Source organism: Psychroserpens sp. (assembly GCF_045105015.1).
In the GTDB taxonomy this organism is placed as follows: Bacteria; Bacteroidota; Bacteroidia; order Flavobacteriales; family Flavobacteriaceae; genus Psychroserpens.
Genome location: NZ_JBGCCX010000112.1, coordinates 14,533 through 32,424 on the forward strand (window position 1 = coordinate 14,533; position 17,892 = coordinate 32,424).

Sequence of the window (17,892 nt, forward strand, 5' to 3'; positions counted from 1 at the left end):
ATTTATTTTTCAAAATTTCCAATTCCATTTTTTAACCAATCATAGTATTCATTAGCATCAGGAGTATAACCAACTGGCTTTATCAAATTCTCTTCATTGTGATCCATTAAAACATAAAAAGGTTGCGTATTTGTTTTATATTTAATGGTTTGTAATTCACTCCATTTTTGACCAATATACTTAAGCTTTTTACCTGGTTTCAATTTTGAATCCGTAATCGCTTCTTCAGAAAGTTTTCGTTTATCGTCAACATATAAGGAAATCAGTACAATATCATTTTTGAGTGCATTCAAAACCTTGTCTTTTACCCAAACATTTTGTTCCATCTTTCTACAGTTAACGCAAGCCCATCCTGTAAAATCAATCATAACAGGCTTACCAACTTGTTTGGCATAAGCTAAGCCTTTATCATAATCATTGAAAGCTAAAATATCGTGTGGTGCTAATAAGTGTCCACCATCTGGTAAATCTGAATGATCTACAGAGCTAGACCCTCCACCTTTTGAATTACCAACACCATATGGAGATTCACTGTAATCTAAAGGAGGAGGAAAAGCACTAATTAAATTTAAAGGTGCTCCCCAAAGTCCAGGAATCATATACACTGTAAATGATAATGTCAATAATCCTAAAAGTAATCGTCCCACTGAGATATGTTTCAATGGTGAATCATGTGGTAACTGAATTTTCCCAAGAAGATACAAGGATAAAGCTCCGAAAATAGCAATCCAAATTGCAATAAACACTTCACGTTCTAAGAAATGCAATTGTAATACTAAATCAGCTTGAGATAAAAATTTGAAAGCGAGAGCTAACTCAAGAAATCCTAAAACAACTTTAACTGTATTTAGCCATCCACCAGATTTTGGTAGTGAATTTAACCAACCAGGAAATGCAGCAAATAATGCAAATGGTAAAGCAATTGCTGAAGAGAATCCAAGCATACCAATTACTGGAGCAATTCCACCTTTAGATGCTGCTTCAACTAGAATGGTACCTACTATAGGACCAGTACATGAAAATGAAACAATTGCTAAGGCAAGCGCCATAAAAAAGATACCAACTAATCCTCCACGATCAGCTTGTCTATCGGCTTTGTTAGCCCAAGAATTTGGTAAAACAATTTCAAAAGCACCTAAAAAAGAAATAGCAAAAATGACTAATAATAAGAAGAAAATTAAGTTAAACCATACATTAGTAGCTAGAGCATTTAAGGCATCAGCACCAAAAATGGCAGTAATAATTGTTCCTAATAAAACATAAATAATTATGATTGATAATCCATAAATAATAGCATTACGAATTCCTTTTGCTTTAGATTGACTTTGTTTAATAAAGAAACTTACAGTCATAGGAATCATTGGAAACACACAAGGTGTCAACAAAGCCACAAAACCAGATAAGAAAGCCACTAAAAAAATAGACCATAATCCACGTGTTGAACCTTCTTCAGATGAATCGCTTGACACGGCTGATTTAGCTTTAGTTGTGTTTGTCAAATCAAAATTTAAATCAACATAACTTGGTGTTAAACATTTTTCATCATCACAAGCCATAAAACCAACTTCTCCGCTCACAGACTTAATACCAGTATTTGAAAGTTTAATTTGCTGTCTGAATTCAGCTTTATTTTTGAAGAATTTGATCTTCATGTCAAACACCTTATCATGAATTTCTTTTCCTTTGTCTTCTGCAGTATTATTAATCAATTGAATACCTTCAGGTAAATCATATATAAATTCAGTAGGAATTGGTCCATCTTCAGGAACTTTTTGCGAGTACAATTTCCATCCTTTATCTATTCTAGCTTTAGATACAAGAATAAATTCTGTGTCTGACAGCTTTTCAACAGCGCTTTCCCATTTTACTGGTTCTAATATTTGCGACGTATCATCTGAAGTTTCAGCTTGAAATAGACTTGATTGTGTTTCAACTGAATCTATCTTTTTTGCTTCGTCTAAATTAAATTTAAGGTCAATATAATTGGGAGGCAAACATTTTTCATCATCACAAACCATAAATTCTACTTCCCCTTCAACTAGAGATAATTCTTGGTTAAGCACTTTTATTCGTTGTTTGAATTCAGCTTTATCTTCAAAAAATTTAATTTTCATTTCAAAAATAGGATCATCAACTGTATGACCTTCCTCCTCTTGAGTTTTATCAATAATTTCATAATCTGAAGTCATTTTGTACGAAAAAGTTGTAGGAATTGGTCCATCTTCTGGTACATTTTGAGAATACAAATGCCAACCAGCATCAATAGTCGCTGTTGAAATTAAATTATATTCAGTATTAGAAATTTTCTCGACTGAAGTTTCCCATTTAACGGGCTCAAACACTTGTGCATTAGCTGTAATAGAAAACATTACAACACTACAAATCGCTATTATGAAATTTTTCATTAGAAATAATAAGGTTTTGAAAGGAGCTAATTTAACAAAAATGAAGCGATAATTAGTGTCTATTAGCTGTTGATTCACAAATATCAATTAGAAATAAAAAAAACCGAACACTAGGTTCGGCTTAGATCTTTTTATAAAATAAAGTATTATTCGAACGTTTTTAGTTCAAGTCCTTTAAATTTCCATTGTGTGATACCTCCATTTAAATCATAGATTTTGACAAATCCAGCGTCTTTGAGTTTTTTAGAACATTTAGCACTACGACCTCCTGACTTACAATATAAAACAACTGGTTTAGTCTTGTCCAATCTTGTAATATCTTCATCAAAAGTAGGGGACTTAAAATCGATGTTTTGAGAGTTATCAATAAATCCATTTCTATATTCTTCTGGAGTTCTAACATCTACAATTTGAACATCGTCTAACTCTAAAAGCGTTTGCATTTCTTCAGGAGATATGACTTTAATCTCTGATTGGGTGTCTTGTTCGCAACTAAATAGAAAAATTGCAAAGAGAAGACCAAATACGATTGTGATTTTTTTCATTTTTTGATTGATTTATAATGAGGATACTTCGCCTTGCCATTGACTAAAGCCTCCTAATAGGTTGAATGTTTTTTTAAATCCGAGTTGATTCATCACAGCACATGCTTGTCCACTTCGTGCTCCTGCTTTACAATACACAAAGTAAGTTTTAGTTTTATCTAAGGTTTCCACCTCATCAATAAACCCTTGACCTTTAAAAATATCAATGTGTATGGCATTTGGAATAATGCCTTCAGCTACTTCTTCTGGTGTTCTAACGTCTAAAACCACAGCTTTATTATCTGACTTTAATTGAGAAATCCACTCTTGTTGTGTTAAATCTGCCATATTAATTTTATAAAATGTTATATATCAAAAATCATGCTAATTTAACATTTTCTTATGAAAAAAACAAAAAAAAATCCGAAGCGTTACACTTCGGATTGTTAAAGTTTTATTTTTTTTCTTAAACTTTTATTGAGCATCCAATTGCTCTTGTTTGCTTTTCTTTAATTTCTTGACCAGACAACAAAGCATCAACAGCCTGTTCAACATATTTATTGTTAACAGCTTCAGCATCTTGATAATTATCATCAATAGCACCAATATATTCTACCACGTTACCCTTTTTAGTTTTCTGTAGAATGTATACATGAGGTGTTTTTGTAGCTCCATATTGCGGATAAATTTTCTGACCTTCATCCATTAAATAAGGAAAAGTAAATCCCTTTGCTTTAGCTCTAGCCTGCATTGCTTCCATTTTATCACCTGGTTTGACATCTGTGTTATTAGGCATAATAGCTACAACTGGATATCCTTGATTTGCATATTTTTTATTTAAGGCTTCAATACGATCTTCATAAGCTACTGAGTAGGGACATGTATTACATGTAAATACAACTATAAAGCCTTTGGCAGATTTAAAATCTGATAAAGAAACTGTTTTACCATCAATATTTTCAAGTTCAAAATCTGTAGCTACATCACCAATATGATAACCATGGTTTCCTCCTACATACGTAAAGGAAGAAAATGCGGCGATAGCGAATAATGCAATAAATGTTTTAAGTGTGTTTTTCATGGTTTTTTTTATTTAAGGAATTGTTTTACTTCTATTTCAAGTTCTTCATAATCAAATGATTTTTCGTAGAACTCACGTTTGTTTTTATTAAAAATTACAGTTGCTGGTATCGCTCCAGTCCAACTTTCATCAACTTTCGGAATCCAAGAGTTTGAATCTACATCGTTTAATGCAACAACCTTTGACTGCAAATTTTTGTTCTTAATATATGGTTTTAACTTTGTTTCGTATTTACTCGGAAAATCTAAACTCACTAAAATGACTTTAACATCTTCAGAATACAAAGTATTAAGTTTTTCAAAATAAGGCAATTCTTTTACACAAGGTGCGCACCAAGTTGCCCAAAAATTAACAACATACGTTTTATCATCTGTTGTGCTTAAAAACTTCTGTAATCCATCAAAATCATACACTTCAAGCGTAAATTCTTTTTCCAAAACACCATTAGTTTCATCTAATTGCTTCTTTTCTGAAACATCTTTGCAACTAAAAAAAACCACCAAAATGACAAACAATACATACTTCATATTTTAAAGTTATTAATCCTACAGTGGCATTGTAAAACTTTAACAAAAAATTAAATAAAACATATTAGATTAACAATACATTTGTATATACAATTGTTGTATATGAAAGAAATAAATAATCGTTTACAAACTAATGTAAAATTACCTTTATCAAAACAGACTGTAATTAACATATTCATGTCCAATATTTGGGTAAAAAACGATTTACTTAGTGTTTTAAAACCTCATGATCTTTCATTAGAACAATTTAATGTATTGAGAATACTTAGGGGTCAAAAAGGACAACCTATCAACCTCCAAGATGTTCAAGAACGTATGGTTTACAAAATGAGTAATACAACAAGATTAGTAGATAAACTTATTTTAAAAGGGTATGTAAAACGAAATCAATGTAAAGAGAACCGACGAAAAATTGAAATCTATATTACATCAAATGGTTTAAATATATTAAAAAAACTAGACACTAAAATAGATAAAACGGAACAACATATTACTTCAAACTTATCAGAAATAGAATTAGAACAATTAAACAAATTATTAATAAAACTCAAACAAAATACAACATGAAAAACAACATTTTAAAAACAGGATTAATGATGATTTTGGCAATCACAATTGCTTCTTTTACTTCAGTATCAAAAAAAAACATCAATATTAAAGACAGTACTGTTAGTTGGAAAGGCCATAAAGTTACAGGATCACATGAAGGAACCATCAACTTATCTCAAGGCTCCCTTACATTTGAAGGCGATAAGCTTTCAGGAGGAAGTTTCACAATAGATATGACAACTATTAACGTAACAGATTTAGACTATAAAAACGGAAAAGAAAAACTAGAAGCTCACTTAAAATCTGATGACTTTTTTGGTGTTAACAACCATAAAACAGCAGTATTCAAAATCAATAGCGTAACTGGTGACAAAGGGAAATACAGAGTGTTTGGTGACTTGACAATCAAAGGCACCACTAAACAAGCAACTTTTCAAATGATGATTAAAGACAATACTGCAACAGCAAAATTTCAAATTGATAGAACAGAATATGATATTAGATATGGTTCAGCTAGTTTCTTTGATAATTTAAAAGATAAAGCCATCTACGACAATTTTGATCTAAATGTAACTTTAAAGTTTTAAACCTATAAGTTGATTAATAGCGCATTTAGAATTTAAGATTCCCATGAATTTGGGAATCTTTTTTTATTTAGTTTGAAATGTAAAAATTGATTTCTATATTTGAGCTTTAGATTAATAATGAATAAAAATTTAAATAATACTTGGTGGTGGAACTTTCGAAACTCAAACTTCGTGAAGTAGCACTATCGTATATTTAAATAAAAAATATCAAAAGGCTTGTCATTCACGACAAGCCTTTTTCAATTCATACAAATGAAAACATTTAGTTTATATACACATTACAAAAAGATATTAGCAGATACAATTACACCTGTTAGCATTTACCTTAAAATTAGAGATAAATACCCTAACAGTATTCTATTAGAAAGTAGTGATTATCATGCTAACGATAATAGCTTCTCATACATTTGCTTTAATCCAATTGCGTCAATTAAAGTTGACAATCAAACAATAGAACAGCATTATCCAGATGGAAGCAGTAAAAAAAATTACACTCAAAAGGTTGCTGTAACTGAAGAAATTCACAAATTCACCAAACGTTTTAAAGTCAATTCAGATACAGATTTTAAGTTTATCAATAACGGAATTTTCGGTTACACAGCTTATGATGCCGTACAATATTTTGAAGACATTCAAATTAACAAAAAACCAGATTCTTTAGATATTCCTGATATTTATTATGCTGTTTATCAAAATATAATTGCCATCAATCATTTTAAAAATGAAGCTTATATTTTCGCACATTGTTTCGAAACCGAAAATAATATTGATGAAATTTTACAATTAATTAGCTCAAAAAACTTTGCGTCATATAATTTTAAAACAGATTCAGAAATCACATCTAATTTATCTGATGAAGACTACAAATCACATGTAGAACTCGCAAAAAAGCATTGCGCTCGTGGCGATGTTTTTCAACTCGTATTATCGAAAAAGTTTTCTCAAAGTTTTAAAGGTGACGAATTCAATGTCTATCGTGCTTTAAGAAGTATTAACCCCTCGCCTTACCTTTTTTACTTTGATTACGGAAACTTCAAAATTTTCGGAAGTTCTCCTGAGGCACAACTTGTTATCAATAATGGTTTAGCAGAAATACATCCTATTGCTGGAACGTTTAAAAGAACAGGAAACGATGAAAAAGATCAAATCCTTGCCAAAAAATTAGCTGAGGATGATAAAGAAAATGCCGAACATGTCATGTTAGTAGATCTTGCAAGAAACGACTTGAGTAGACATGGAAGTCAAGTAAAAGTTGAAACCTACAGAGAAGCACAGTTTTTCTCACATGTGATTCATTTGGTAAGCAAAGTTACTGGCAAAATTCATGATAATACGCCAACTATTCAGGTCGTTGCTGACACATTCCCAGCAGGTACTCTTAGTGGTGCACCTAAACATAGAGCAATGCAACTCATTGAAGATTATGAAAAAACAAGTAGAGCTTTTTATGGAGGAGCAATAGGTTTTATGGATTTTGAAGGCAATTACAATCACGCCATTATGATACGAACATTTATGAGCAAAAATCATAAGTTGCATTGGCAAGCAGGTGCAGGATTAGTCTCAAAATCTAATCCTGAAGATGAATTACAAGAAGTCTATAATAAATTAGGCGCATTAACCAAAGCTATTGAAATGGCTAAGGATATTTAAAATTATGGCGTTACCCAAGGGTCAGGCTTTCAAGGCTCGCTATCAGAGATGAGCTCAAATAAACCTTTCAATCCTTAACGCAGCTTAAAAATAAAACGTGTAACAAAAAGAAACCTGCATTTGCAGACATTAATTATGAAAGTATTAGTCATAGATAACTACGATAGTTTTACTTACAATTTGGTTCATTATTTAGAAGATTTAAATTGTGAGGTCACTGTAAAACGAAATGATAAATTGACCATAGAAGAAGTTGATACTTTTCAAAAAATAGTACTATCTCCAGGACCAGGAATTCCCAGTGAAGCAGGATTATTAAAAACCATAATTCAAACTTATGCACCAACAAAAAGCATTTTAGGGGTCTGTTTAGGACAACAAGCTATTGGTGAAGTGTTTGGCGGAACACTTATAAATCTTGAAGAGGTGTATCATGGAATTTCTACTCCTGTAGAAATTGCTGTTGATGATGAATTATTATTCAAAAACATGAACAAAATCATTGAAGTTGGTCGATACCACTCTTGGGTAGTAGATGCAAACTTACCCGAAGTTTTAGAAGCTACATCTTTTGATAGTAACGGACAAGTAATGTCTCTCAGACATAAAATTTATGATGTACGAGGTGTACAATATCATCCTGAATCGGTATTAACACCTAATGGAAAACAAATTTTAGAAAACTGGATTAACAGCTAACATGAAACAAATACTCAACAGACTAATCAATCACGAAAGTATCTCAAGCGAAGAGGCTAAACATGTTTTAGTAGATATTTCAGACGGTAAATACAATCAAAGCCAAATTGCTTCCTTTTTAACAATATTCATGATGAGAAGCATCACCATAGAAGAGTTACAAGGCTTTCGTGATGCATTATTAGAACTATGTATTCCGGTAGATTTATCAGATTTTAATGCCATCGATTTATGTGGTACTGGTGGTGATGGAAAAGACACATTTAATATTTCTACATTATCGTCTTTTATAACCGCTGGTGCTGGAGTTAAAGTTGCAAAGCACGGTAATTATGGTGTGTCTTCATCATCAGGCTCTTCAAATGTTATGGAAGCGTTAGGTGTAAAGTTCACAAACGATATTGGTAAACTTCAACAAAGTATTGATAAAGCAGGAATTTGTGTGATGCATGCACCTTTATTTCATCCAGCCATGAAAAACGTTGCTCCTATTAGAAAAGAATTAGGTGTTAAAACATTTTTTAATATGTTAGGCCCAATGGTAAATCCCTCTTTTCCAAAAAATCAAATGGTAGGTGTTTTTAACCTAGAGCTTCAACGCATCTATGGATATCTTTATCAGAATACAGATAAAAATTATAGTATCGTTCATGCCTTAGATGGTTATGATGAAATTTCTCTAACTGGAAACACAAAAATCATATCAAACAACTCTGAAGTGATGCTAAATCCAATCGATTTGAACGTAAATCAAATAGAACAATCTGAAATTTATGGTGGTGCTTCCGTTAAGGAAGCTGCAAAGATTTTTAAAAATATTATTACAGGAAATGGTACTGAAGCTCAAAACAATGTTGTGTGTGCAAATGCAGGTCTTGCAATTGCTACAGTAAACCAAATTTCTCATAAAGACGGATTTCAATTAGCGAAAGAAAGTCTAGAAAATGGAAAAGCTAAAACATGTTTAGAACAACTAATAGCAATCAGTAAGTAATGGATATTTTAGATAAAATAACAACTGATAAACGCGTCGAAGTAAAACTTCGAAAACAACTAATTCCCAACAGACAATTAGAACAATCTGTATTATTTGAACGAGAAACTATATCCTTAACACATAAATTAAAAAATAGTACTTCTGGAATTATTGCTGAACACAAAAGACGTTCGCCATCAAAACAAGTCATTAATCATAGTCTTAATATCTTTGATGTTGCAAAAGGTTATGAAAATGCTGGTGTTTGTGGCATGTCTGTACTTACTGATGGAAAATACTTTGGAGGTAGTCTTGACGACCTAATTATTGCTCGTTCGAGTTGTAATTTACCCCTACTCAGAAAAGAATTTATAATTGATGAATATCAAATATTAGAAGCAAAAGCTTATGGTGCTGATGTTATTTTACTTATAGCAGCAATTCTTACTAAAGCTGAAATAAAGACATTTTCAGAATTGGCTCAGCAATTGCATTTAGAGGTATTACTTGAAGTTCATAACGAAGAAGAACTTCAAAAATCAATCATGCCTAGCCTTGATATGCTAGGTGTGAATAATAGGAATTTAAAAACATTCGAAGTCAGCTTAGAAACCAGCAAACATTTAAGTAATTGTATACCAAACGATTTCGTAAAAGTATCTGAAAGTGGTATTAGTAATATTGATGCTATAAAAACGCTACATCCTTACGGTTATAAAGGGTTTTTAATTGGAGAAAACTTTATGAAAACTGACAACCCAGGAGGTTCAGCCACTCAATTTATAAATGACTTACAATTATGAAACGTGCATGCTAAAAGCATCATTAAACAAGATAATGATTAATAGCGAACAGCATGTCACAGTTAAAAACAATAAATATAAACACATGAAAATAAAAATCTGTGGAATGAAAAACAAAGACAACATTTTAAATGTTGCTAAATTAAATCCTGAATTCATGGGTTTCATTTTCTATAAAAAATCACCACGTTATTTCAATACTGTTATCCCAGATTTACCTGAAAGCATAAAAAAAATTGGTGTATTCGTAGATGAAACTTTTGATTACATTAAAGGTATTGTGCAAAAACACAATTTACAAGGCGCTCAATTGCATGGCAATGAGTCTCCTGAACTTTGTAAACAACTAAAAGACATAAACTGTATAGTCATAAAAGTATTTTCTATTAAAGACAGTTTTGATTTCAATAGTTTAGAACCTTATGAAAACGTTTGTGATTACTATTTATTCGATACAAAAGGAAAACAACCAGGTGGAAATGGTTACAAGTTTGATTGGAGTGTTTTAAAAAAATACTCATCAATAAAACCATTTCTATTAAGTGGTGGTATTGGACCGAATGAATTAGATAATTTATTATTATTTCTAAAAAGACCTGAAGCGTTTTTTTGCCACGCATTAGATTTGAATAGTAAGTTTGAAACAAATTTAGGATTAAAAAACACAGAAAAATTAAAAGCATTTAAAGATCAACTTATAGCGAACAACTATGACGTATAATATTAATGATAAAGGATACTATGGTGAATTTGGAGGAGCATATATTCCAGAAATGCTGTATCCAAATGTTGAAGAACTGAGACAGAATTATCTAAAGATTATGGCTGAACCGTCTTTCAAAGAAGAGTTCGACCAATTACTAAAAGATTATGTAGGTCGTCCTTCTCCTCTCTATTTTGCTAAACGGCTTTCAAAAAAATATAGTACAAAAATCTACTTAAAACGAGAAGATTTAAATCACACAGGTGCACATAAAGTTAATAATACTATTGGACAAATTTTAATGGCTCAACGGTTGGGTAAAACTAGAATTATTGCCGAAACTGGAGCTGGTCAACATGGCGTTGCAACTGCTACTGTTTGTGCCTTAATGGGTTTAGAATGTATTGTATATATGGGAGAAATTGATATTGCACGTCAAGCTCCAAATGTTGCTCGTATGAAAATGCTTGGTGCTACAGTTCGTCCTGCGCTTTCTGGAAGTCGCACACTAAAAGATGCCACGAATGAAGCCATTCGTGATTGGATTAATAATCCTATAAACACACATTATATTATTGGAAGTGTGGTTGGTCCTCATCCATATCCGGATATGGTAGCGCGTTTTCAAGCTGTAGTTTCAGAAGAAATCCAATGGCAACTAAAAGACAAAGAAGGGACAACAAAACCAGATTATGTAGTCGCTTGTGTTGGCGGTGGAAGTAATGCTGCAGGCGCTTTTTATCATTATTTAGAAGATATAGATGTTAAACTCATTGCTGTTGAAGCTGCAGGAAAAGGTATTCATAGTGGTGAAAGTGCAGCAACGTCAGTATTAGGAAAAGAAGGTATTATTCACGGTAGTAAAACCTTATTGATGCAAACTGATGACGGGCAAATTACTGAGCCTTACTCTATTTCTGCTGGTTTAGATTATCCTGGTGTTGGACCATTGCATGCGCATTTATACAAATCTGGTCGTGCAGAATTTATTTCAATAACAGATGACGAAGCCATGAAAGCTGGCCTAGAGTTAAGTCAGTTAGAAGGTATAATTCCTGCTATAGAAACATCGCATTCATTAGCTATATTCAAGCAGAAAAAATTTAAAGAAACTGATGTTGTGGTGATCAACCTTTCAGGACGAGGAGATAAAGACTTACAGAATTATATTGATTATTTTAAATTATAAAATGAACAGAATAAACACAAAACTTGAAGAAAACAAAAAACTGTTATCCATTTATTTTTCAGCAGGTTATCCTAGCTTAAATGATACAGTTTCAATTATCGAAAACTTAGAAAAAAACGGTGTTGATATGATTGAAATCGGATTACCGTTTAGTGATCCTTTAGCAGATGGACCAACCATTCAAAAAAGCTCCACGAAAGCTCTACAAAATGGAATGACAACAGAGCTACTATTTCAACAACTAAAAAACATTCGTAAAACCGTTTCTATTCCGTTAATTATTATGGGATATTTTAATCCGATGCTTCAATATGGTGTTGAAGCATTTTGTGAAAAATGCCGAGAGATTGGTATTGACGGACTCATAATTCCGGATTTACCAATTGATGTATATCATGAAGAATATAAGACCATATTTGAAAAACATGGATTGATTAATGTCTTTTTAATTACACCTCAAACCTCAGTTGAACGCATCAAATTTATTGATTCAATTTCTAACGGATTTATTTATATGGTTAGCTCTGCAAGTGTTACTGGAGGTAGCTCTGGTTTTGGTGACGAACAAACAGCATATTTCAAGCGTATATCAGATATGAAGCTAAAAAATCCTCAAATTATAGGTTTTGGAATTTCAAATAATGAAACTTTTACTCAAGCTACACAATATGCAAAAGGAGCAATTATCGGGAGTGCGTTTATAAAGCATTTAACTCATTATGGTGTCAATAAAATTGATAATTTTGTTAATCGAATACTGCAAAAATGAAACTCTTAAATAATTATAGAGTGTTAATCATACTCTGCCTTACCCTTGGTTTAGCACCATTCTTTCCTGAACCACATATTTGGGGAAAATTAAAATGGATATTTGGAGGTGCTAATGGCATGGTTTTAAAAGATTGGTTTGATGTTTTGCTCCATGGAGCTCCATGGGTACTGTTAATTCGATTAACGCTTCTAAAATCTTTTAAAAATGTCACTTAATATTGTTTTATTCGAACCTGAAATACCAAATAACACAGGTAATATTGGCAGATTAGCTCTTGCATCTGGATCAAAACTACATTTGGTAAAACCCTTTGGCTTTGAAATTTCTGACAGCAGACTTAAACGTGCTGGCTTAGACTATTGGCAACATCTAGAGCTTAGAATTTATGATTCTATTGAAGACTTTTTTAAAGTAAATACTGATAAAGAATTTGCATTCTTTTCAAGTCATGGACATAAATCACATTGGGAGATACCTTTTAAAGATGATTTGTTTCTTATCTTCGGAAAGGAATCCGTTGGATTACCTAAAACAATAACTAAAACAAATAACAAGCAACTATATAAAATTCCTTTACACAGTAAGCATATAAGAAGTCTTAATTTGGCAAATGCAGTGAGTATTGTAGTTTATGAAGGCTTAAGACAATTGAACAACTAACACTATCTATGAATAAAGAATCTTTAAGAAAGTTTTGGTATAGCTTATCTCCAAATTATCGATTTATCATCAGGCGACTATATTATTTACCTGCAGACTTCTTTGATAAAATTCGAGGGAAACGTCATAAATATGTACCACCAAGAGGCTCTATTTATACAGGTTCTCCTGCTAATGCCGAAGCTTATATTGAACAAGGCAATCAACAACTTATTTGGTTAAAATCTCACATCAATTTAAAACCTAATGATAAAATTTTAGATATTGGAAGTGGTATTGGTAGAACAGCCATAGCGCTGACAGAATATCTCGAACCTGAAGCAAAATATTGTGGTTTTGATGTGGTGAAACTTGGTGTAGATTGGTGTAATTCTAAAATTGGAAGAGACTACTCAAACTTTGAATTTAAATACGTACCACTTTTTAATGATTTGTACAATACATCTACTCTAAAAGCAGAGGAATTCACCTTTCCCTACGACAACAATTCATTTAATAAAATATTTTCTTTTTCAGTTTTCACGCACATGCAAATTAATGAAATTCAAAATTATTTTAAAGAAGTCAATAGAGTTCTAACTGATGATGGATTAGCATTTTCAACTTTTTTCTTATATGATGATGCTAATGAGCATCAAATAAGCTCTGTTAATGCTTTTAAATTCCCTATTAAAAAAGAAGGCTACCGTTTAATGAATGAAGATGTAAAATCTGGTAATATCGCCATTCATAAAGACACACTAAGCACCATGCTTAATCAAGGAAATCTTAAAATTGTTAAAGTAATTGATGGTTTTTGGAAAGACAAAAGTAAATACGCAGAAGGTGTAAATTATCAAGACTTTGTTATCTTTAAAAACATATAACAACTAGGGTTTATGCTATCTAAACGAACAAAAATTTACAAATCATTATCTGAATATTTTCAAATATTTCTAGGTATAATATTGGCAAGTATCGGCTTAAAAGCATTTTTATTGCCAAACGGATTTTTAGATGGAGGTGTTACTGGTGTTGCGCTTTTGATAAGAACTCAAGTCGATATAAATTTATCATACTTACTACTCATTTTCAGTATTCCCTTTTTAATACTTGGCTATTATACAGTTTCAAAACGGATTGTTATAAAATCAATTATAAGCATATTAGGTTTAGCATTATTTATTCATTTTGAAAACTTTGATACTATAACAGACGATAAGCTTTTAACATCTATTTTCGGAGGTTTATTTTTAGGAGCAGGAATTGGGATTGCGATACGCAATGGTTCTGTTTTAGATGGTTCAGAAATTTTGGGTGTTTTTATTAATGATCGTTTTGGAATCAGTATAGGAAAAGTCATTTTGGCTTTTAATGTCATTTTATTCAGTATTACTGCTTTTGTGATTTCTACAGAAGTCGCTATGTATTCTATTCTTACTTACATTGTAACTGCAAAAGTTACAGATTTAGTTATAGAAGGTTTTGAAGACTTTATTGGTGTCACTATTGTATCCAAGGATTTTGCAAAAATTGAAGCCGCTATTATTACACAACTTGGAGCTGGAATGACTTTATATAAAGGAAGAAAAGGTTTTGGAAGTACTGGAGAAAAACAAGATTTTGATATTATTCATTCTATTATTAATCGTATTGATATCAAAAAAATGTACCGAATAGTATCAAATATTGATGAAAATGCATTCATCGTCGAGTTTGACGTAAATAATGTAAAAGGTGGTGTTTTAAGGCGTTATTTAGATAGAAAAAAAGGAAAAAAATTGGCGAACTTCCTTGCTGAACAAACGTTATGATTTCCTGTTATTTTTTAAATAATATAGATACATATTTTCAACCTTAGTCCTAGCCCAAGGTGTGCGTCTTAAAAACTTTAGACTTGATTTAACAGAAGGTTCATGAGTAAAACAACGAATATTAATTTGATGAGCCATGTATTCCCAACCATAATGAGCTTGCAAATCAGTAACAATTTGTTCTAATTTAACACCATGTAGTGGATTATTTTTTTGCGTTTCCATTATAATTTCTCAACAAGCTGCTTGATCTTTATTGCTTTTTCAAAATGGTCTAATTTGTGAGTTTTAATCCACCATGTAGCTGCTTCCATCAACAACTCAGGATTGTCATTTTTATTCTTGAAAAAGGCATAAAATGAAACACCAACAGCAGTTCCTTTTTGAGCAATTTTCTTCTCACAAACTTCTAGTATTTTTTGCTTTAAACTAGCTGTCATTTAATTTCGTCTATCGTTTCGACGTCTAGAATTATTTCTATTGTTTTTATTATTTCTGTTACCTCCAGATTTATTCGAATTTCTAGGATTTCGTCGTTGTCTATTTTGACCTGGCTTTATAGGTTCTGTTGAGGCATTTGGATCAGGTTCAAAACCTTCAAGTATTTCAACATCAATTACTTGCCCGATTAATTTTTCAATGTTTTTTAAATATGAAGTTTCATCAGCACTTACCAATGATAGCGCTTGACCATTTGCTCCTGCTCTTCCTGTTCTACCAATACGATGCACATAGTCTTCAGAAATGTTAGGCAACTCAAAATTAACTACATGAGGCAATAACGGAATATCTAATCCACGAGCTGCAATATCAGTTGCAACTAATACACGAACACTTCCATTTTTGAAGCCTGCTAAGGCTTTGGTTCTAGCACCTTGACTCTTATTTCCGTGAATAGCAGCTGCGCTAATACCAGCTGAGATCATTTTTTTTGTTAAACGATTAGCGCCATGTTTAGTTCTTGTAAAGACAAGGACTTGTTTCCAGTTACCATCTTTAATAAGCTTAATGATTAAACCAGTTTTTAAGCCTTTTGCAACACGGTATACTTTTTGAGAAATGGCTTCTACTGTTGTGTTTTCTGGTGTAGCCTCAACTTGAACTGGATTATTTAAAATGCCATTTGCTAATTTTCTTATATCCTTTGAAAAGGTTGCCGAAAACATCAAATTCTGACGCTTCTCAGGCATTAATTTCATCACACGCTCAATATCTCTAAGAAACCCCATATCTAACATACGATCTGCTTCATCGAGCACAAATACCTCAACACGTTTTAGTGATAATAGATTTTGATTATGCAAATCTAATAAACGACCAGGTGTTGCTACCAAAACGTCAACTCCACGACGAATCGTAGCTGCTTGTGGCTTTTGATTCACACCGCCAAAAATAACAGCACTTCTAATATCCAAAAATTCACTATAGTCTTTAACACTTTCATATACCTGAGCAGCAAGTTCACGAGTTGGTGTTAATATTAAAGCTCTAATTGGTCTAAATTTTGCTTTCGGATTTTCAGATAAATAATGTAATAGTGGTAATGTAAAACCAGCTGTTTTTCCTGTTCCGGTTTGTGCTGAAGCCAAAACATCACGTCCCTCTAATACAGGAGGAATTGCTTTTTCTTGAATTGGACTTGGAGTCTTATATCCTTTTTTGCTAATTGCTTTTAACAGGGCATCAGATAAGCCTAAAGATTGAAATGACATAAAAATTATTTGGTAAATGACCTTCTAATTTTAAGCGTCATTTTGTTGGAGGCAAATGTAGTGTTAATTTATTCGAATGTAGAATTTAGTTTTATTATACCAAACACTTACGAAGTGTATCTTCATAAATTTTTTCATACTGAGGCACTATGGCATGAATTCCAAATTTTTCAGACGTGGTTTTAGCATTTACTTTAAATTCTGCTAGACGATTATCATCAATTAAAATATGAATTGCATTTTTAGACATGTCAGCTACATCGTTTACTGAACTTAAATAACCTGAAACACCATCTTCATTTACTTCTGGAATACCTCCTGTGTCACTTGAAATAACAGGTACTCCTGAAGCCATAGCTTCTAAAGCTGCCAAACCAAAACTTTCTGTAATTGAAGGCAATAAGAATAAATCACTAAAACAAAGAATCTTATCTATTTCATTACTATTTCCGAAGAAAATCACCTTATCACTTATTCCTAATTCAGCACATAACTGTTCAGCTGGTTCACGTTCTGGACCTTCACCTACCATCATCAATTTTGCAGGCATTTGTTTTTGAATATTGTAAAAAACTTTTATGACATCTGGAATTTGTTTTACAGCTCTAAAATTACTGATATGTGTAATGATTTTCTCATCGTCTGTAGCCATCATACCACGTTGACAATCGGTAAAATGATTTTTATATTTATCTAAATCTATAAAGTTTGGGACGACTTCTATATCATTTTTGATATCGAATAATCGCAATGTATCCTCTTTCAAACTCTGAGATACAGAAGTCACAGCGTCAGATTTGTTAATACTAAACGTAACTGCAGTTTTATAAAATGGATGGCTTCCGACTAAAGTAATATCAGTTCCATGGAGTGTGGTAACGATTGGAATATAAACACCTTCTTCTTGCAACATTTTTTTCGCCATATAAGCTGCATAGGCATGCGGAATAGCATAGTGCACATGTAAAATTTCTATATCATGTAACTTGACCATATCAACTAACTTACTAGATAAGGCTAACTCATAAGGTTGATAAAGAAACAAAGCGTATTCAGGAACAGTAACTTCATGATAATGTACATTATTACTCAATAACTCTAAACGAACTGGCTGGCTGTAGGTTATAAAATGAATTTCATGTCCGCGTTTTGATAACTCTAATCCTAATTCTGTAGCTACAACGCCACTACCTCCAAAAGTTGGGTAACATACTATTCCGATTCTCATGTATTCAATTTTATATATTAGGTCTCAAAAC

General features: G+C 32.0%; 22 protein-coding genes. 13 read left to right on the forward strand and 9 right to left on the reverse strand.

Annotated elements, in window-relative coordinates:
- Nucleotides 1-2: 2 nt before the first annotated feature.
- From AB8B90_RS08200 to AB8B90_RS08220, 5 genes are all read right to left on the reverse strand, one after another.
- Nucleotides 3-2,405 carry a protein-disulfide reductase DsbD family protein gene (locus AB8B90_RS08200; RefSeq protein ID WP_405335538.1) on the reverse strand — a complete coding sequence of 801 codons (2,403 nt, stop codon included), beginning with the start codon at nucleotides 2,403-2,405 and terminating at the stop codon, nucleotides 3-5.
- Nucleotides 2,406-2,551: 146 nt separating this feature from the next.
- Nucleotides 2,552-2,950 carry a rhodanese-like domain-containing protein gene (locus tag AB8B90_RS08205; RefSeq protein WP_405335539.1) on the reverse strand — a complete coding sequence of 133 codons (399 nt, stop codon included), beginning with the start codon at nucleotides 2,948-2,950 and terminating at the stop codon, nucleotides 2,552-2,554.
- Between the two features lie 12 nt (nucleotides 2,951-2,962).
- Nucleotides 2,963-3,277: a rhodanese-like domain-containing protein gene (locus tag AB8B90_RS08210; RefSeq protein WP_405335541.1), complete on the reverse strand. Its 315-nt coding sequence runs from the start codon at nucleotides 3,275-3,277 to the stop codon at nucleotides 2,963-2,965.
- A gap of 118 nt (nucleotides 3,278-3,395) precedes the next feature.
- Nucleotides 3,396-4,010, reverse strand: a complete 615-nt coding sequence (locus tag AB8B90_RS08215) for a thioredoxin family protein (protein WP_405335543.1) — start codon at nucleotides 4,008-4,010, stop codon at nucleotides 3,396-3,398.
- A gap of 8 nt (nucleotides 4,011-4,018) precedes the next feature.
- Nucleotides 4,019-4,537, reverse strand: coding sequence for a TlpA family protein disulfide reductase (locus tag AB8B90_RS08220; RefSeq protein WP_405335545.1), 519 nt, complete (start codon nucleotides 4,535-4,537; stop codon nucleotides 4,019-4,021).
- Between the two features lie 102 nt (nucleotides 4,538-4,639).
- Between AB8B90_RS08220 and AB8B90_RS08225 the strand changes: the two genes are divergently transcribed.
- The 13 genes from AB8B90_RS08225 (at nucleotide 4,640) to AB8B90_RS08285 (ending at nucleotide 14,921) form a co-directional block, all read left to right on the forward strand.
- On the forward strand, nucleotides 4,640-5,104 hold the full coding sequence (locus AB8B90_RS08225; RefSeq protein ID WP_405335547.1) for a MarR family winged helix-turn-helix transcriptional regulator: 465 nt from the start codon (nucleotides 4,640-4,642) through the stop codon (nucleotides 5,102-5,104).
- Nucleotides 5,101-5,673 carry a YceI family protein gene (locus AB8B90_RS08230; protein WP_405335549.1) on the forward strand — a complete coding sequence of 191 codons (573 nt, stop codon included), beginning with the start codon at nucleotides 5,101-5,103 and terminating at the stop codon, nucleotides 5,671-5,673. The genes AB8B90_RS08225 and AB8B90_RS08230 overlap by 4 nt, the downstream gene beginning before the upstream one ends.
- Nucleotides 5,674-5,925: 252 nt before the next feature.
- Entirely contained in the window at nucleotides 5,926-7,326 is a 1,401-nt protein-coding gene (locus AB8B90_RS08235) for an anthranilate synthase component I family protein (RefSeq protein ID WP_405335551.1), read from the forward strand.
- Nucleotides 7,327-7,458: 132 nt separating this feature from the next.
- Entirely contained in the window at nucleotides 7,459-8,025 is a 567-nt protein-coding gene (locus AB8B90_RS08240) for an anthranilate synthase component II (protein ID WP_405335597.1), read from the forward strand.
- A gap of 1 nt (nucleotide 8,026) precedes the next feature.
- Nucleotides 8,027-9,019: an anthranilate phosphoribosyltransferase gene (gene trpD, locus AB8B90_RS08245; RefSeq protein ID WP_405335553.1), complete on the forward strand. Its 993-nt coding sequence runs from the start codon at nucleotides 8,027-8,029 to the stop codon at nucleotides 9,017-9,019.
- Nucleotides 9,019-9,804, forward strand: coding sequence for an indole-3-glycerol phosphate synthase TrpC (trpC, locus tag AB8B90_RS08250; protein WP_405335555.1), 786 nt, complete (start codon nucleotides 9,019-9,021; stop codon nucleotides 9,802-9,804). Before trpD ends, trpC begins: the two co-directional genes overlap by 1 nt.
- Nucleotides 9,805-9,889: 85 nt before the next feature.
- Nucleotides 9,890-10,525, forward strand: coding sequence for a phosphoribosylanthranilate isomerase (locus AB8B90_RS08255; protein ID WP_405335557.1), 636 nt, complete (start codon nucleotides 9,890-9,892; stop codon nucleotides 10,523-10,525).
- Nucleotides 10,515-11,696 (forward strand): tryptophan synthase subunit beta, encoded by a 1,182-nt coding sequence (gene trpB / locus AB8B90_RS08260; RefSeq protein WP_405335559.1) that lies wholly within the window; start codon nucleotides 10,515-10,517, stop codon nucleotides 11,694-11,696. Before AB8B90_RS08255 ends, trpB begins: the two co-directional genes overlap by 11 nt.
- Nucleotide 11,697: 1 nt before the next feature.
- Nucleotides 11,698-12,465, forward strand: coding sequence for a tryptophan synthase subunit alpha (trpA, locus tag AB8B90_RS08265; RefSeq protein WP_405335561.1), 768 nt, complete (start codon nucleotides 11,698-11,700; stop codon nucleotides 12,463-12,465).
- Entirely contained in the window at nucleotides 12,462-12,683 is a 222-nt protein-coding gene (locus AB8B90_RS08270; protein ID WP_405335563.1) for a hypothetical protein, read from the forward strand. The genes trpA and AB8B90_RS08270 overlap by 4 nt, the downstream gene beginning before the upstream one ends.
- Complete coding sequence (locus tag AB8B90_RS08275; protein WP_405335565.1) at nucleotides 12,673-13,128, forward strand: tRNA (cytidine(34)-2'-O)-methyltransferase; 456 nt, start codon at nucleotides 12,673-12,675, stop codon at nucleotides 13,126-13,128. Before AB8B90_RS08270 ends, AB8B90_RS08275 begins: the two co-directional genes overlap by 11 nt.
- Nucleotides 13,129-13,136: 8 nt before the next feature.
- Nucleotides 13,137-13,994 carry an SAM-dependent methyltransferase gene (locus tag AB8B90_RS08280; protein ID WP_405335567.1) on the forward strand — a complete coding sequence of 286 codons (858 nt, stop codon included), beginning with the start codon at nucleotides 13,137-13,139 and terminating at the stop codon, nucleotides 13,992-13,994.
- Nucleotides 13,995-14,006: 12 nt separating this feature from the next.
- Nucleotides 14,007-14,921 carry a YitT family protein gene (locus tag AB8B90_RS08285; RefSeq protein WP_405335569.1) on the forward strand — a complete coding sequence of 305 codons (915 nt, stop codon included), beginning with the start codon at nucleotides 14,007-14,009 and terminating at the stop codon, nucleotides 14,919-14,921.
- Here the strand turns inward: AB8B90_RS08285 and AB8B90_RS08290 are convergent.
- The 4 genes from AB8B90_RS08290 to bshA form a co-directional block, all read right to left on the reverse strand.
- Nucleotides 14,916-15,146 carry a VF530 family DNA-binding protein gene (locus tag AB8B90_RS08290; RefSeq protein ID WP_405335571.1) on the reverse strand — a complete coding sequence of 77 codons (231 nt, stop codon included), beginning with the start codon at nucleotides 15,144-15,146 and terminating at the stop codon, nucleotides 14,916-14,918. The genes AB8B90_RS08285 and AB8B90_RS08290 overlap by 6 nt on opposite strands.
- Nucleotides 15,146-15,361, reverse strand: coding sequence for a DUF6500 family protein (locus tag AB8B90_RS08295; RefSeq protein ID WP_405335573.1), 216 nt, complete (start codon nucleotides 15,359-15,361; stop codon nucleotides 15,146-15,148). The genes AB8B90_RS08290 and AB8B90_RS08295 overlap by 1 nt, the downstream gene beginning before the upstream one ends.
- Nucleotides 15,362-16,633: a DEAD/DEAH box helicase gene (locus tag AB8B90_RS08300; RefSeq protein WP_405335575.1), complete on the reverse strand. Its 1,272-nt coding sequence runs from the start codon at nucleotides 16,631-16,633 to the stop codon at nucleotides 15,362-15,364. It lies immediately after the preceding gene.
- A 94-nt stretch (nucleotides 16,634-16,727) separates the two neighbouring features.
- Nucleotides 16,728-17,861, reverse strand: a complete 1,134-nt coding sequence (gene bshA / locus AB8B90_RS08305; protein ID WP_405335577.1) for an N-acetyl-alpha-D-glucosaminyl L-malate synthase BshA — start codon at nucleotides 17,859-17,861, stop codon at nucleotides 16,728-16,730.
- Nucleotides 17,862-17,892 lie beyond the last annotated feature (31 nt).